We start from the raw sequence: 15,305 nt of genomic DNA, 5'->3' as shown, positions 1-15,305 counted from the left end.
AAAGACCATCCCATGATTGCAGTGACCGGTGCCACTGGCCAACTCGGCCGGCTTGTCATCCATTCCTTGTTGAAGGCTGTGCCAGCACAGCAGATTACAGCCGTCGTCCGAGATCCAGCCAAAGCAGAGGCCTTCAAGGCTGAAGGTGCTGCCGTCCGCCCAGGCGACTACGACGATCCCACGGGCCTGGAACGTGCTTTCGCCGGCGTAAGGAAGCTGTTGCTGATCTCGGCCGGCGAGCCCGGCAAGCGGGTTCGCCAGCATGAGAACGCGATCACCGCGGCGAAGGAATCTGGGGTTGAGCTAATCGCCTATACCAGCTTGCTGCATGCAGACATTTCGACACTGGAGCTTGCCGCCGATCATCGGGCGACCGAGACGCTGCTGAAGGCGAGCGGCGTGCCATATGTGTTGCTGCGCAACGGCTGGTACACCGAAAACTATCTCGGCGCGTTGCCAATGGCGCTTGCGCATGGTGCGTTTGTCGGCTGCGCCGGCGAAGCGCGCATCGCGTCGGCGAGCCGCCTCGACTACGCGGATGCCGCCGCCGCAGTCCTGACGTCGCGGGAGGATCAATCGGGCAAGGTTTACGAATTGGCGGGCGACGAGCCCTACACGCTTGCCGAACTGGCGGCCGAAGTTGCGCGCCAGACAGGCAAACCAATCGTCTACAGGAACATGTCGGAAGCAGGGTTTGGTGAGGCGCTCATTGGCGCGGACCTTCCCGAGCCGGTGGCGCGCATGCTCGTCGGGTTCGACATCGCAGCGGCAAAGGGCGATCTGTTCGACGATCGGCGCGACTTGAGCGACCTTATTGGTCGTCCGACGACGCCGTTGCGCGCGGCGGTCTCCGATGCACTTGCAGCGGTGGCCCTCCAAGCGCCACCGCCTGTCGCCGTGAAGGGATAGTCAATGCGAGCTGCAATTGTTCATTCGTTTGGTTCTTCACCGACCTTTGGCGAGTTTGCAGAGCCTTGCGCGGAGGCTGGCGAAACGGTCATCGACGTTCTCGCCGCGCCGCTGAGCCCGATCGTGAAAAGTCTCGCCGCGGGCAAGCACTACACGAGCAATACCAGTTCGGGCAGCGCTGGCTTCGTGCCTGGTGTCGATGGGGTTGGGATGAATTCCACCGGTGAACGGGTGTATTTCATATTTCCCAAGTCCCCGTTCGGCTCCATGGCGGAGAAGTCGCTGGTCGCATCGAGCGCGACCGTGCCTGTGCCCGATGGTATTGACGACGCGCGGGCGGCTGCCGTCGTAACCAGCGGGCTCTCTTCGTGGGTTGCTCTCACGCGCCGTGCGAAGTTCGTGCGGAGCGAGGCCGTGCTGATTAACGGTGCGACCGGGTCGGCGGGAAGCCTGGCGGTTCAGATCGCCTCCTATCTGGGCGCCAGCAGGATCATCGTGACCGGGCGAAATGCAACCAAGCTCGCCGCGTTCCCCAAGACGGTCGAGACAATCCGACTGGACGAAAATGTGGACGCTTCGCTGCAACGCGCGTTCTCCGAAAAGATCGATGTAGTTCTCGACTATCTCTGGGGGAGCCCGCAACCAGAGTCATCGCTGCGGCAACGGACGGACGCGGATCTCGCAGTGGAGAACCTGCCATTCGTTACGTCCAGCTCGGCTCAATCGCTGGAGAAACAATCCCACTTTCGGCGCATGCGCTGCGCAGCTCTGGCCTGGAGATTCTTGGCAGCGGGATCGGCAGTCTCTCGATTTCGGAACTGATCTCGGGGGCCGGAGAACTTTTGGCGGCTCTGCCAGCCGGCGGTTTTGACACCCCGGTGAAGACGTTGCCCCTCACGGCGATAGCCGAGGCCTGGAACGACGCTGCGGATGACCACCGGATTGTCTTCCGACCATAGACCTGCTCAATCTTCGAATCCCCGATCATTCGGCTCCACGTGAGCGGACGTCGGCACGAGGATTCGCTCAGGCGCCTGTAGCACTCTCCTCGTCTTCAAGCTTCTTGCGCAGCGCCTTCATGAGGCGACCCGCGATCCTGAGGTCTTCCATCGGGAGACCTTGCACCAGGGAGTTGATTCTGGGGTCATACAGGCGGATGGCAGCGTCGTAAGTCTTCCGTCCCTTGTCCGTCAGCACCACAAGGTGCGCGCGACGGTGATGTGGATTGGGCTCGAACGTAACGAGCCCTTCCTGGGCCAGGTCATTGACGATGCGCTGAACGTTCTGGCGGTTCGCTCCGAGGTCGCGGGCGAGCCAGGCGACCGGCTGGGCGCGGTCCGCGGCTACGATTGCCCCCAGAATTTGCCAGCGCGCGCTGGTCAGGCCGAGCGGAGCGACCAGCCGGTCGCCCCACGTCACGGTCAGGTTGTTGACCCTGAACAGATCGAGAATGAGCTCAGTCAAAGCATCACCGGCCGGGGATCGCTTGGTAGCGCGCATATTGTTACCATGACCTTAGTTGACATCATAATGTCAATATGGTTCTCTGCAGCATAAATATCGACATCATCATGTCACATTGAACAGGCTGGCCGTATTCGGTCAAGGGAACCCAATTATGATCAAGGTGATCCATCCCATTGCTGGCGCAATCGCGCTTCTGACCATCTCGACATTTTGGCTGTCGACCGCACTCAGCGAGCTTTTCGCATCCCAAGCCGTCATCACCGCCGTCAAGACCGCCATACCATGGGGCTTTCTGTTGCTGGTCCCGGCGCTGGCGGCGGCGGGGGGCACGGGCCTTACGCTGGCACGGGGTCGGCGAGCCGGCCTGGTCGGCGCCAAGGTCAAGCGAATGCCGCTGATCGCCGGCAATGGCGTCCTGGTCCTCGTCCCCGCCGCACTGTTCCTCGCACATAAGGCGAGCGCCGCCGAGTTTGATGCGGTCTTCTATGCGGTGCAGGCTGTCGAGCTTGCCGCAGGAGCTGTGAACATCACCTTGCTCGTGCTCAACACGCGAGACGGCTTGAGGATGAAAGGTCGGTTTCGCCGCCTGGGAGAAGGGAAGGTGACAGCTACTTCTCCACTGTGAACGTCAGCCCTGCATTCTCCTGCAGCCGCTTGATCAGCTTGTGCTGCATCGCCGCGCCCGGCGTCCAGAGACCAGCCGGTACGGCCGGCGTGTCGCGCAACAAGCAGATTGCGCATTCGGAGATGATCTTCGCCGTCGACGCATAACCCGGATCGAGATCGCCCTTGACCGCCGCGCGAACCTGACGGCCATCGGAAGCAATCGCGACATAGAGCAGGTCGTAATGACCGTTGTCGCGCTCCTCCTTTGAGGGGCCCTCGCCCGGCTTGAGCGCTTCAGGACCGGTCTTTTCGCTGTTGGCGGCCATGACGCGCTTGGCGTTGGCCTGCCCTTCCTCCCCCGCCCCCGTCAGCACCATTTCGTCGTAGACAAAATCCCGGCCATACGGGAATCCCATCAGCAAGTTGGAGCGATGGACATTGCGCGTGTTGAGGATCGCCATCGCGAACGGTGCGGACCAGGATTGCAGGTCCTCCTCGAAGATGGGCCTGTTGCCGCGCGGCTGTTTCGGTCCCTCGAAGCCCGGCGTGAAGGCAAATGGGTCTTTGAGGATCGACACCAGGCTGAGGTCCTGCGCCACCGCCTCAAAGGTGACCCTTGCACTTGTCGAAGTGCCGCCGGAGAATTTCCAGCTGAGGTCGCGGACGCGGCCCTTGACGCGCGGTGCCGGTGCGCCGAACGCGCGCTTGGCCTGCTCTTGCACGAAGAACGCACCGAGCTCGAACGGCACCGAGTCGAATCCGCAGGAGAACAGGATCCGGGCGCCGCTCGCTTTCGCTGCGGCTTCATGCTTGTCGATCATCCGCTTCAGCCAGATCGGCTCGCCGCAGAGATCCATGTAGTCGGTGCCCGACGCGACGCAGGCGGCAAGCAGATCGGAGCCATAGAGCTGGTATGGACCGACCGTGGTGACGACCAGCTTCGCCTGATCGACCATCGCCCGCAATGACGTAGAATCGGCTGCGTCCGCAACGATGAGCGGCGTGTCGGCAGGCGCGCCGATCGCATCGCGGACCAATGCGAGCTTGTCACTGCTGCGACCCGCCATCGCCCATGTCGGCGCGCCGTCACCGACGTAATGCGCGGCCAGGTACTCGGCGACGAGCTGGCCGGTATATCCGGTTGCGCCGTAGACGACGATGTCGAATTTTGCGGACACGAATCGGCTTCCTGGGGATCGTGGGCTTTAAGCTTCCACAGCGAAGGTCAGCCCAGCATTCTCCTGCAGCCGCTTGATCAGCTTGTGCTGCATCGCCGCGCCCGGCGTCCAGAAGCCGGCTGCGACGTCGGTCGTGTCACGCAGCATGCAGATCGCGCATTCGGAGATCATCTTCGAGGTCGAGCCGTAGCCGGGATCGCGGTCGCCGGTGACGCCGGCGCGAACCATGCGGCCATCGGGTGCGATCGCGATATAGAGCAGATCGAACAGACCGTTTTCGCGCTCTTCCTTCGACGGCCCCTCGCCCGGCTTCGGTGCGTCGGGGCCGGTCTTGCCCGCATTGGCAGCCATCACGAGCTTGGCGTTGGCCTCGCCCTTCTCGCCGGGACCGGTCAGGACCATCTCGTCGTAGACGAAGTCCTGGCCGTAGGGAAATCCCATCAGCATGTTGGAGCGGTGAACGTTGCGCGTGTTGATCAGCGCCATCATGAACGGCGCCGCCCAGGATTGCAGGTCCTCCTCGAAGGCGGCCCTGTTGCCTTTCGGCTGCTTCGGACCGGTGAAGCCGGGCGTCAGCGCAAAATGGTCGTTGAGGATGGCGACAAGGCTGAGATCCTTGGCCACCGCATCGAAGGTCGCCTTCGCGCTCGCGGCGGTGCCGCCCGAGAGCGTGCCGCGCATGTCGCGCACACGCCCTTTCACCCGCGAGGCCGGCGCGCCGAACACACGTTTGGCTTCTTCCTGGACGAAGAACGTGCCGAGCTCGAACGGCACGGAATCGTAGCCGCAGGAAAACACGATCCGCGCGCCGCTCTCTTTTGCAGCCGCCTCGTACTTGTCGATCATCTGGCGCATCCAGATCGGCTCGCCGCAGAGATCGAAATAATCCGTGCCCGTGGCCACGCAGGCCGCGAGCAGTTCCTCACCGTAGAGCTGATACGGCCCGACGGTGGTGATCACCGACATCGTCCGTTCCGCCATCGCCTTCAGCGAGGCCGCATCCGACGCATCCGCGACAATAAGCTCTGTATTCCCGGGTGCGCCGATCGCATCGCGCACCGATTTCAGCTTGCCGAGGCTGCGGCCCGCCATCGCCCATTTGAGCGAATGGTCGCTCTTGTAATGCTGGGTCAGGTATTCGGCGACGAGCTGGCCGGTAAAACCGGTCGCGCCATAGACGACGATGTCGAATTTCGCAGAGCTCATGGTCGGCCTTTACTTTACTTCTTCGCGTAGCTCACGCCCATGCCGGCACGGACGTCGCTTTGGATACCATAGGGCGGGATCGGATAACGCAGTCCGTTCTTGGCCAACGCCTTCATGCCCACAACCGCCTTGGCGAGATGTTCCGGCTTCAGGGCCATCAGCATCTCCTCGTCCGGCACGCCGCCATAGCGCCGTTCGGCATAGCATGGCAAGGACAGGCTGGGCTCACCGCTCTTGAGCGCCCTGCCCCAGGAATCGGCGCAGGCGGTCTCGCCAACCACGCCCCACTCGAACTTCTTGTAGCCGGTATATTGCAGCCCGTTGATCAGGATGATCATCTGCCCCGGCGTCGCATAGACGAGACAGATGTCGGGCGGATCGAGCCGGCCGCTCGCCAGCGGACTGACCGCGAGCGCCTGATATTGCCCGAACGGAACCACATCCAACGCCTCCTGGCGCTTGCGTGCGTCCTCGGCCGTGCCGTGCCAGACCCCGACATAGTTTTCGCCGGCGAGCCATTTCTCATCCTGCGGTGCAAGACCGATCACGGCGCGGCATTGCGCGCCGACGAGATCGTCGGCGGTGATGCCGACGGTCCAGCCCAGACGCGCCGCCATGCTGACGATCTGGTCGGTGGTGTGGACCGCGTTCGGCCGCCGGATTTTCGGGATTGCCTCCATGTCCGCGGTCCGCGCGAACAGCTTCATGCCGATCACCGTGGTCTTCAGCCGCAAAAGGCTGTTGAGATCGGCGACGAGGCCGGCAAGATCGATGCTGTCTGCACTCTGCTGTTGCATGGCGTCCTCCCGGCCGGCAGTCGCGCGCCGGCGCTGATATTGCTTGTTGAACGGTTCTAGTCCTTCGCCGGTCCCGGGAGCAACTCGCCAGTCCGGCCCATCAGGCGGTAGGCGACGAGCCCGATCCATTCGCGCACGGCGACCTCGGTTCGGCCGAGCCCGTCCGTGCCGACATTGGTGAAAGAGAAGAGATCGTCACGGCCGCCCATTCGCCAGTCCACGGGATAGGCTTCGACGTCAAATCCCGCCTTGCGAAAGATCCCCATCGAACGCGGCATGTGAAAGGCCGAGGTGACCAGGAGCCAGCGTTCGCCCGGTTTCGGTGATACCAATTGCTTGGTGAAGATCGCATTCTCGTAGGTGTTGCGAGAGTCCCGCTCGAGGATCAGGCGCTGCTTCGCGATGCCCAGATTCTCCAGGATCGGCGCGGAGTAGTCGGCCTCCCGGGAGTCCGTCGAAACCAGGTTCGCGGTGCCCCCGGTGAAAACAACGCGCGTGTTCGGATAGCGGCGCGCGAGCTCGGCCGGCGCAAACAGGCGATCGGCCGCGTGCGCGACGACCGGCGTGCGGTGTGCCGCCGACAGATCGGTGTCGACCGAGCCGCCGAGCACGATGATGCCGTCGGGCGCACCGCGCGACGGATCCCACGGCGGAAAACGCGACTCCAGCGGATAGAGCAAAAGGTTACCGAGCGGCGAAAACGCGGCGAGCGCCAACATGATCAGCGTGGCCGCGGCGAGCTTGCGGCCGAATGCGGCAAAGCGCGTCGCCATCAGGACGACCGAGACGATCCCGAGCTCGATCATCAAGTTGATCGGCAGCACCGCGGCGCCGAGGGTCTTGGACAGGACAAAAAGCAGGGGAGCCTCGCTGGAATGATCGTGCCTGTTGCGCGCGGGCTTGACCCGCCCGTCGATCTTCAGAAAGCTTCTTGGAAGAGGATCGATTGCCTGGTCAAGCCCGGGCCTGTGAAACGGACGGACACCACATGACCCATCACCACCTGCATTCCAGCCCCGAGACCTGTCATTGGGGCTTCTTCGAGGCTGCGCTCAAGCCCGTCCTCACTATCGCGAGCGGTGACGAGGTCACGGTCGACACGATCAGCGGCGGTCCGGACATGCTGCCCGACCGCAGCAAATTTCACATTCCGCCCGAGATGCACGAGGTTCATGCCAAGAACGAGCGCATGCTGCCGGGCCACATCCTCACCGGCCCGATCGCGGTCGAGGGCGCCGAGCCCGGCGATGTGCTCGCGGTCGAGATCCTCGACGTCCAGCTCCGGCAGGATTGGGGCTGGAACATGATCAAGCCGCTGTCCGGCACCCTGCCCGACGATTTCCACGAGACGCGCATCCTGAACATCCCGCTCGACCGGTCGCGGATGGTCGCCCGCATGCCGTGGGGGCTCGACCTGCCGCTCAAGCCGTTCTTCGGCGTGATGGGCGTTTCGCCGCCTCCGGCCTGGGGCCGCATCTCCTCGCTGGTCCCGCGCGCCATGGGCGGCAATCTCGACAACAAGGAGCTTGGCGCCGGGGCGACGCTGTATCTGCCGGTGTTCGTCCCGGGCGCGCTGTTCTCCTGCGGCGATGGCCACGGCGTGCAGGGCGACGGCGAGGTCTGCGTCACCGCGATCGAGACCGCGCTCCAGGGCCGCTTCCGTCTGACGCTGCGCAAGGACCTCAGGCTCGACTATCCCCGTGGCGAGACGGCGACGCACTACATGACCATGGCCATGGACCCCGACCTCGACCAGTGCGTGGTGCGGGCACTGCGCGACATGATCGTGCTGCTCGGCGAAAGGCGCAATTTGTCGCGCGAGGACGCCTATACGCTGTGCAGCCTGGCGGCCGATCTGCGGGTGACCCAAACCGTCAACGGCTCCAAAGGCATCCATTGCATGATCGAAAAGGCGATCGTGCACGGCTGAGCCGACCCGCCCTCTCCTGACCTCTCGAGGCCACGCCGCCGCCGGCCTGTTCGCGCGGCATGCCTTGTCACGCCTAATTTCCCTCGCGATTCCAACGAGCTGAACAGGCGCCACAGCCCGCATTTGACTTCTGCCTCTAAACCTAAATAGAGTCTTAATCGTAACTTTTATGTACCCGCGTATGAGGCTAGCGTTCGTCCATGGCCACCGAAAAAGCCGAGACTGACCGCATTCCCGTAACCTTGGCGCTCTCGACCATCACCTATCTGGAGAAGCTGGTGAGACAGGGCACCCACGGCACCAGCGTTCCCGGCGTCGCACGTACCTTGATCGAGGAAGGCATCCGTCTCGCCATCAAGGACGGGCTTTTGTCGATCCGCGACAATGGCAGGACGTGAGCGCGCGCCGAACGTGAGGCGGACGGATCTCGAGAGGCGGATGGCCGACATCTGCAACCTGGGACCGCACCAATGCCTGTTCTCTCACCAACCTGGACCGACGAACGACTTGAACTTTTGAAGCAGCATTTCGAGGCCGGCCTCTCCTGCCGCGAGATCGCCGCCGACATCGGCGTCAGCCGCAATGCCGTGATCGGCAAGCTGTCTCGCCTCAATCTGACGCGCGGCCGGACCATCGACGACCGCAAGGTTCAGGACAGGGGCTTGGCGCCTTCGCGCACGCCGCGGACCGTGCCGCGGCTGCAATACGAGATGCTCGCCACGATCTATGGCGAGACCAGTGCGCCGATGGTCGCCGCTCCGATCGACGACGCCAATCGCTGCTCGCTACTCGAACTTGGCGAGAACCGCTGCCGTTGGCCGATCTCGACGCCCGGCGCCGACGATTTCTGCTTCTGCGGCAACTCCGCGCCCGACGGCCAGTCCTATTGCGTCGGCCACAGCCGCCTCGCCTACCGGCCGAATTCCCGCGCGCGCGTCATGCGCGCTTAGAACCATATCCTAGAGCCGTGTCCTCAAACGAAAAACCTCCGGCAGGGCATTGCCGGAGGTTTCTGGAGGTTTAGCATCAAGTCAGAGCCGCAACTTTCGTCATCGGCTTCGAGTTATATAGCTTAGTAACTCAGGTAAGTAAATAAATTTGGGCCGATCGAATCGCATGGCTCGTCTTCGCCGCCCGCACAGACTGCCGTATTTCCGAAAGCCATCTTCGTAAAAATGCTCATCTCATAAAAAAAGCCCCGGCGGTGTCCCGCCGGGGCTGCGTCATATCCGAAGATCAAGGCTTACCAGTTGCGCTGGGCGCGAACCAACAGGCTGTAGGTGTCCTGGTCCTTCAGCTCATAGGTCGCTGCAGGCTTGGCAACGCTGGTGAGCGCCGGCGTCGTGATCACGCCCGAGTACTTCTGGTCAAGGTGGCTGTAGGTGAAGTCAGCCGAGAAGGTCAGGTTCTTGACCGGGGTCCAGCGGGTGATGACACCGATCTGGCCGATGTTGAAGTCCGGGTTGCAGGTGCCGGTCAGGGTCGCGAACGCGGCGCTGCCGCAGATCATGCCCTTGGCCGTGCCGCTGTAGTTGACGGCAGCCCACGCACCATAGAGCGCCGAGTTCCAGTACGGGCTCCAATTGTGGGTGTAGGCACCACGGAAGCCGTAGGTCTTGGTCAGCTCGAGGCCGCTGCCGGGTGCGAACACCGCGTCAGACACGCCGGCGAAGCCGATGCTCTGATACGCGCCGCCCGAACCGCCGAACATCGAGTAGCTGGTCGCTGCCAGCTCCTGGAAGTTGTAGCGGCTCGCGCCGTCGGTGTAGACGCCCGAGATGTTGATCACGTCGCCGGCACCGGTCGGGATGTTCTTGATCGACAGAGCCAGCTGGACGGCCCAGCCCCACTTGTCTTCAGGATGACCGGTGGCTTCGCTCGCGCCGTAATAGCCGACATGGTTGTCGTGCGCCGCGACCGAGGCCTGGAACAGGCCCCAGGCCTGGTCGACCCGAAGCGTGCCGACGAGATCGGGGGAGCGGGTGCCGCCGAGATCGTTGGAGCCGTAGGCACCGCCGAGGACGCCGGTGGTGGACATGCCGGCCGTGTTCCAGAGCGCGGTCTGGAACACCTGCGTCTGGTCCTGCGCCGAGACGATCGCCGTCACGCCCTGGCCGAGATCGGCGGTGTAGGTGAACTGGGCAACACCGTTGGTGCTGCCGCTGCCGCCGACGAGCTGGTCGAAGTTGTTGCCGGGATAGTTGATCCAGGGCGCGTCGAACTGCGACACGGCCTTACCCATGGTGAAGCCGGCGAACTGGATGAAGGCGTAGTAGACGCCGAGCGCACCGCCCGAGGTGGTGCCGTCGGTGCCGTTGACGGCGCCGCTGGTCGAGCCGATCAGGCCCGTGCCTGCGGCGTTGAGGCCGAGCGTGCCGCTGTACTGAGTGGCACCCGTTCCCGAACCGGCGCCGACATAGTTGCCGGTCGTCCAGGTGAAGACCGCATCGAAATAGGTGCGGACAACGCCGTACTCGGTCGCGGTGCGGGTGTCGATGTTGAGATCTTCACGGGCGCGCATCGAGTAATAGTTCGTCAGGCGGTTGTTCGCCGCGAAGACGTTGTTGTACTGGGCGCTGTAATTGCCGCCGGCATTGAGCGCCACTTCGGCACGCAGATAGCCGCCCAGCTTGATGCAGGTGTCGCTGCCCGGGATGTAGTAGAAACCCGCGCCGTAGAGCGAGCAGACCTTCACGTACTCGACCGCCTTGGCCTTGACCGGAAGATCAGCCGCCTGAGCTCCACTGACGGCGATCAGACCCGCCGCAGTGCCGAGCAAAAGGCTCTTCACCACTTTCATATTAAAAACCTCCAAGTTGCTCATGTTACGAAGACCGGACCATGAGGTCCCCCAGATCCCCGTCTTTCAAATCCGCTCGGCCGCTTTGCGCACACACCCGCTTTCGACGCGAGGGACGTGGGCGAACCAGCTGCAACGGGACGATCGAGTACCCCCCACCGTCACGACGCAATATGCCTGCGCCGTTCACTAATCAAAATACCTTATTTGATAAGCTTTGTGGTTTCGCTAAACCTGTGCCCCGCATGCAACACCAAGGCGAAGCGATTCCGTGAGCTGATCATCTTTGTAGTTTTAGTGACGAAATTACCCTGCTCTGCACTTGCGTCAGAGCAGGCTTGCGTGGACTATGGCTTGCACGATACCGGCCGCCTACAAATCAGATCACGGGAGTGACGCTGTGTCAGCGACGAGGAAAGAAGGGGCGCGCCTCCGCTCCATCGGCAATCTGGATATCATCAGGCGCTTCACCTGGGAGATATCGTCGATCAACATGTATCTGGAGGAGCTGCGTCAGTTCTGGGCGAGAACGCTCGGCATCAGCGGCCCGCAATGGCTGATCCTGATGGCGATCTCCGACCTCGACAAGGACGACGGCATTCCGGTCAACGTCGTCTCAAAACTGCTCCACGTCGACCCGTCGTTCGTCACCACCCAGTCCAAGTTGCTCGAGAAGAAGGCCCTGTTGCGCCGTCGCCCCTCGCCGACCGACGCGAGGGTGGTGCGGCTGTCCCTGACCGAGAAGACGCAGAAGCACCTGGCGAGCCTCAACGAGCAGTACAAGACGATCAGGGAATTCGTCTTCCAGGAGTTCGACGAGAAAGAGCTGACGGAATTCACCACCAAGCTCGCGATGCTGAAGACCCGTCTCGAAAAGGCCTGCGTCCGCCTGACCCTCGACTTCTGAGGCGACGTCCTTAAATGCGCCCCGCGGCGCCGAGCCGCGATTCCAGCCAGTCGAAGATGTATTCGTTGGCGAGGCTCGGATTGTCCGCATGGGCCTGCGCCGCGCCGGTTTCGGCCGCGGTGAACACCTTCAACATGACATCCGAACTGCCGAGCCGGGACGTCTGGACGATCTGACGCGCTCGATCCGCCTTGAGCCACCCGTCCTCACCGAGCGTGATCAGCACCGGACAATCGGCGCTGGAGGCCATCAGGGGAGCATGCGGCACCGGAACGATGCTGACGTCGCTCATCGCGAATCGGCTGGCAAAGAAGGCCCGCTCGTGCAGGTCCCACAGGCCGCCGTCGCAGACGGCGGCGGCAAGCCGCGGCTCCTGCAGCACCGCGCGCGCCACGAAGGAAGAACCCCAGCCATCGGCGACGATCGCGACGCGCTCGAAATCGACCTCGCTGCGCGTCTCCAGATAGTCCATGACGCACGGAATCGCACTCTCGAGATCCCGGCGCCGCAACAGCGCGTCGAGATAATCGTCGCGCTGGTCGCCGAACAGGTCCAGCGCCAGCAGCGAGAAGCCGCGCTCGCGCGCATGCGGCGCGAGCTTGAACAGAAATTCCTCCTTGCGGTGGCCGGGCTCGCCGATGCAGATCACGGTCGGGGCTCGCAGGCGTCCCGACGGCGCGGGCAGGAAATAGCCCTGCAACGAATGGCCGTCGAGCCAGGGGATCGTCAGGACCTCTCCGGCCGGGTCGCGCGCGGCGAGGAAGCGGCGGGCGCAATCCTGCATCGCGAGGACCGCGACCCAGCGGCGCTCGTCCGCCTGATCGAGCGGCATTGCGGCCGCACTGTAGTAATTCATGGCGCGGAGCCAGTTGCGCTGCGCAGTCGCCCTGTGACCTTCCGCGAACGCGGCCTCGGCACGAAGTCGATTGGCTTGCGCCAGATTCTTCCACTCACGATGCCAGGACTGGTCTTCGCCCCGCTTCAGCCGCCGCGCGATCATCAGGCATTCCGCGATCGTGGCGCCGCCCTCCTGGGCCGCGGTGAGGAGCCGCGTGAACTCAGCGGAGATGTCCTCTCGCTCCGGGCAAAGGATCCAGTCGTCGGAGAGGCATGCGGGTATCATCGGGAGCTACGCTCTGGTCATCGCCTTACAGATGACTGACTAAACTATTTTGGTTCCCTGACCAAGCTGCCGTGCGCCGAATGAGAGCCGTTCGAGATCACCATCGCTTGAACGCAGGGACGTCTCGCATGCGTGACATTCCAATTCGTCATGAGTGACTGAACACTGGCAGGAAGAATGGCGGCGAACTGGCAAGAGAACTGGCAAGAGGTGGCACGCGAAATTGCCTGCGCGCCTCTTGCCATGATGCTCATCATACCTATATCCGCGCCCGCTCGGCGGCCGCCTCAGCCGAGCCGCCAGCCGACCTCCTGCGTAAAACTTTCGTAGAACGCGCGGTCGTAGGCCTGCTCCGGCGTGGCGCGCACGCGCTGGTCGAGGCGCTTTGCGTCCTCGCCCACGAGAATGCGCCATTGCTCCGCCTTGACCCCGTCGAGGATGATCCTGGCGGCCTGCGCCGCCGTCGTCGGCGCATCCTCGAGGAAGCTGCGGGCGCGCTCAGCGAACGCCGCCTGGATGTCCTCGTCCGACATCTTGTCGGCATCCGGCACGCCGGCCGCGACCATGCGCTTGCGGGTCAGCGCAACCTCGTCGGCATTGAGCCGCGCCGAGCCGTCGGCGCTCTGCACCTTGCGCGAGTTGGAGACGATCGAGGTGCCGATATGGCCGGGCATCACCACCGAGCATTTGACGTGCGGCGCGTGCAGGCGGAGGTCATTGATCAGCGCTTCGGTAAATCCCTTCACGGCGAACTTCGCCGAGCTGTAGGCGGTGTGGGACTGGGTCATGCCGATCGAGGCCCAGAAGCCGTTGACGCTCGCGGTGTTGACGATGTGGGCCTCGTCCGCCGCGACCAGCATCGGCAGGAAGGTGCGGACGCCGAGATAGACCCCGCCCCAGCAGATGTTGAAGGTGCGCTCCCACTGCTCGCGCGTGTTGGTGAACAGGCTGCCGCCGCCGCCGATGCCGGCGTTGTTGAACAGAAGGTGGATCCGGTCGGTCTTCTGCTGCTCGGCGAGTTCGTCGCGGAATCGCTTGAGATGATCCTCGATCGAGACGTCGGCGACATGGGTCGTGACGCGCAGGCCCTGCGGCAGCTTCTCGACCTCGCACAGCCGCTTGGTCTCGGCCATCGCGGCTTCCGAGACGTCGCACATCGCAACATTGCAGCCCTCGGCGACGAGCTGCCGCGCGAGCTCGCGCCCCATTCCCGTGCCGCCGCCGGTGATGACGGCGATCTTTCCTGCAAAATCCTTCATGGGACTTTCGGCCCCTCCCTTGTCGGTATGTTTCTTCACGGCTAGCGCCGCACGCATCGAAGCGCGCGCAAAATGTAGCAGCGCCGCATCCGCAGGTAAAAGCGGATCGGCGCTGCCATGCTCATCAGTATTTCGGGGCGCGGACTATTCGGCCGCCTCGACGCGCCGCCCGTTCAACGCGCCGAGCCCGTCCAGCGCCTTGCGGATCGCCGCCTGCTGCGCGGGCGAGGCCTCCGGCATCGGCGCGCGCGGATAGGTCCTGGGCAGGCCCTGCAGCGTCTGCGCATAGCGCGTGCAGGCCGGCAGATTGTCGGCAATGACGGCGTTCCACAGCGTCAGCAACTTCTTGTGCAGGTCGAGCGCGCGCGGATGGTCACCCGCCTTCACCGCATCCCACAGCGCGACGGAGGCATGCGGCGCCGCGGTCAGGATCGCGGCGATCGAGCCATGTGCCCCCAATGTGTAGGACGGATACATCAGGGCATCGACCGCGCTGTAGATCAGCTTGTCGGGGGCCATCATCATGAGGTCCGCGAACAGTTTCAGGTCTCCCGCGCTCTGCTTGACGCCGACCACCAGCGGCACCTCGGTCATGATCCGCGTCAGCAGCGCCGGCGAGAGATAAGACCACGGCACCACATTGTAGATGATGATGGGCATGCCGGTCTCATCAGCCATGGCGCGGAAATGCGCCACCATCGCCTCGTCGTCCGGCTTGAACAGATAGTGCACCGGCGTGACCTGGAGCGCCGCGACATTCATGTCGCGCACGAGCTTGCCGCGGCGAATCGCATCGCGCGTGGAATCGACGATGATGCCGGCGATCACAGGAATGCGTCCTTTCACCGCCGCAACGGTCGCCTCCATCAGGTCGCGATATTCCTCGTGATCGAGCGTGTGCCCCTCGCCGGTCGAGCCGCCGGCCGCGACGCCATGCGCGCCGGCGCCGATCATCCAGTCGACCTGGAGCGCCACAAGGGTGTAGTCGATCTCGCCATCCTTCCGGAACGGCGTCGTCATCGGCGGAATCACGCCGGTCGGTCGTGCCTTCATGGTCTGCCCTCGCGTTTCCATATCCCTTGTGGCGGCTCCGCTCTTTTGGCGGGTGGCCACGCCTGCAAGC

General features: G+C 63.6%; 16 protein-coding genes. 7 read left to right on the top strand and 9 right to left on the bottom strand.

What is annotated here, in order from left to right; genetic code table 11:
• The first annotated feature begins 12 nt into the window (after positions 1–12).
• Both ABIB91_RS16845 and ABIB91_RS16840 read left to right on the top strand, forming a co-directional pair.
• Positions 13–909: an SDR family oxidoreductase gene (locus tag ABIB91_RS16845; RefSeq protein WP_219682245.1), complete on the top strand. Its 897-nt coding sequence runs from the start codon at positions 13–15 to the stop codon at positions 907–909.
• 3 nt (positions 910–912) lie between these two features.
• Entirely contained in the window at positions 913–1,731 is an 819-nt protein-coding gene (locus ABIB91_RS16840; protein ID WP_354164047.1) for a zinc-binding alcohol dehydrogenase family protein, read from the top strand.
• Positions 1,732–1,935: 204 nt separating this feature from the next.
• Here the strand turns inward: ABIB91_RS16840 and ABIB91_RS16835 are convergent, their stop codons facing one another.
• Complete coding sequence (locus tag ABIB91_RS16835; protein WP_219682247.1) at positions 1,936–2,409, bottom strand: MarR family winged helix-turn-helix transcriptional regulator; 474 nt, start codon at positions 2,407–2,409, stop codon at positions 1,936–1,938.
• 118 nt (positions 2,410–2,527) lie between these two features.
• On the opposite strand from ABIB91_RS16835, the gene ABIB91_RS16830 reads away from it, so the two are divergent.
• Positions 2,528–3,001 (top strand): hypothetical protein, encoded by a 474-nt coding sequence (locus ABIB91_RS16830; protein WP_354164044.1) that lies wholly within the window; start codon positions 2,528–2,530, stop codon positions 2,999–3,001.
• Here the strand turns inward: ABIB91_RS16830 and ABIB91_RS16825 are convergent.
• The 4 genes from ABIB91_RS16825 to ABIB91_RS16810 are packed head-to-tail and all read right to left on the bottom strand — an operon-like array spanning position 2,985 to position 6,987.
• A complete protein-coding gene (locus ABIB91_RS16825; RefSeq protein WP_354164042.1) occupies positions 2,985–4,160 on the bottom strand; it encodes a saccharopine dehydrogenase family protein in 1,176 nt (391 codons plus the stop codon). The genes ABIB91_RS16830 and ABIB91_RS16825 overlap by 17 nt on opposite strands.
• A gap of 27 nt (positions 4,161–4,187) precedes the next feature.
• On the bottom strand, positions 4,188–5,366 hold the full coding sequence (locus ABIB91_RS16820) for a saccharopine dehydrogenase family protein (RefSeq protein ID WP_354164040.1): 1,179 nt from the start codon (positions 5,364–5,366) through the stop codon (positions 4,188–4,190).
• Positions 5,367–5,380: 14 nt separating this feature from the next.
• Complete coding sequence (locus tag ABIB91_RS16815) at positions 5,381–6,163, bottom strand: DUF169 domain-containing protein (protein ID WP_219682248.1); 783 nt, start codon at positions 6,161–6,163, stop codon at positions 5,381–5,383.
• A gap of 56 nt (positions 6,164–6,219) precedes the next feature.
• Positions 6,220–6,987, bottom strand: a complete 768-nt coding sequence (locus ABIB91_RS16810; protein WP_354164038.1) for a YdcF family protein — start codon at positions 6,985–6,987, stop codon at positions 6,220–6,222.
• 164 nt (positions 6,988–7,151) lie between these two features.
• Between ABIB91_RS16810 and ABIB91_RS16805 the strand changes: the two genes are divergently transcribed.
• From ABIB91_RS16805 to ABIB91_RS16795, 3 genes are all read left to right on the top strand, one after another.
• Positions 7,152–8,093 carry an acetamidase/formamidase family protein gene (locus tag ABIB91_RS16805; RefSeq protein WP_354164036.1) on the top strand — a complete coding sequence of 314 codons (942 nt, stop codon included), beginning with the start codon at positions 7,152–7,154 and terminating at the stop codon, positions 8,091–8,093.
• A 200-nt stretch (positions 8,094–8,293) separates the two neighbouring features.
• A complete protein-coding gene (locus ABIB91_RS16800) occupies positions 8,294–8,491 on the top strand; it encodes a hypothetical protein (protein ID WP_007603456.1) in 198 nt (65 codons plus the stop codon).
• A 72-nt stretch (positions 8,492–8,563) separates the two neighbouring features.
• Positions 8,564–9,043, top strand: coding sequence for a GcrA family cell cycle regulator (locus ABIB91_RS16795; protein ID WP_354164033.1), 480 nt, complete (start codon positions 8,564–8,566; stop codon positions 9,041–9,043).
• A 293-nt stretch (positions 9,044–9,336) separates the two neighbouring features.
• On the opposite strand, the gene ABIB91_RS16790 is transcribed toward ABIB91_RS16795, so the two are convergent.
• A complete protein-coding gene (locus ABIB91_RS16790; RefSeq protein WP_354164031.1) occupies positions 9,337–10,893 on the bottom strand; it encodes a porin in 1,557 nt (518 codons plus the stop codon).
• Between the two features lie 400 nt (positions 10,894–11,293).
• Between ABIB91_RS16790 and ABIB91_RS16785 the strand changes: the two genes are divergently transcribed.
• Positions 11,294–11,800, top strand: a complete 507-nt coding sequence (locus ABIB91_RS16785; protein ID WP_027518311.1) for a MarR family winged helix-turn-helix transcriptional regulator — start codon at positions 11,294–11,296, stop codon at positions 11,798–11,800.
• A 10-nt stretch (positions 11,801–11,810) separates the two neighbouring features.
• On the opposite strand, the gene ABIB91_RS16780 is transcribed toward ABIB91_RS16785, so the two are convergent.
• The 3 genes from ABIB91_RS16780 to ABIB91_RS16770 all read right to left on the bottom strand — a co-directional run bounded on the left by ABIB91_RS16780 (position 11,811) and on the right by ABIB91_RS16770 (position 15,235).
• Positions 11,811–12,923, bottom strand: a complete 1,113-nt coding sequence (locus ABIB91_RS16780) for an alpha/beta hydrolase family protein (RefSeq protein WP_354164029.1) — start codon at positions 12,921–12,923, stop codon at positions 11,811–11,813.
• Between the two features lie 287 nt (positions 12,924–13,210).
• Positions 13,211–14,182, bottom strand: coding sequence for an SDR family NAD(P)-dependent oxidoreductase (locus ABIB91_RS16775; protein WP_354164027.1), 972 nt, complete (start codon positions 14,180–14,182; stop codon positions 13,211–13,213).
• A 144-nt stretch (positions 14,183–14,326) separates the two neighbouring features.
• Positions 14,327–15,235 carry a dihydrodipicolinate synthase family protein gene (locus ABIB91_RS16770; RefSeq protein ID WP_354164024.1) on the bottom strand — a complete coding sequence of 303 codons (909 nt, stop codon included), beginning with the start codon at positions 15,233–15,235 and terminating at the stop codon, positions 14,327–14,329.
• Positions 15,236–15,305: the final 70 nt, after the last annotated feature.

The sequence above is a fragment of the Bradyrhizobium sp. JR4.3 genome (assembly GCF_040547695.1).
Lineage (GTDB): Bacteria > Pseudomonadota > Alphaproteobacteria > Rhizobiales > Xanthobacteraceae > Bradyrhizobium > Bradyrhizobium canariense.
Note: the sequence above shows the minus strand (reverse complement) of the source record. Positions and strands in the feature narration are given on the sequence as shown.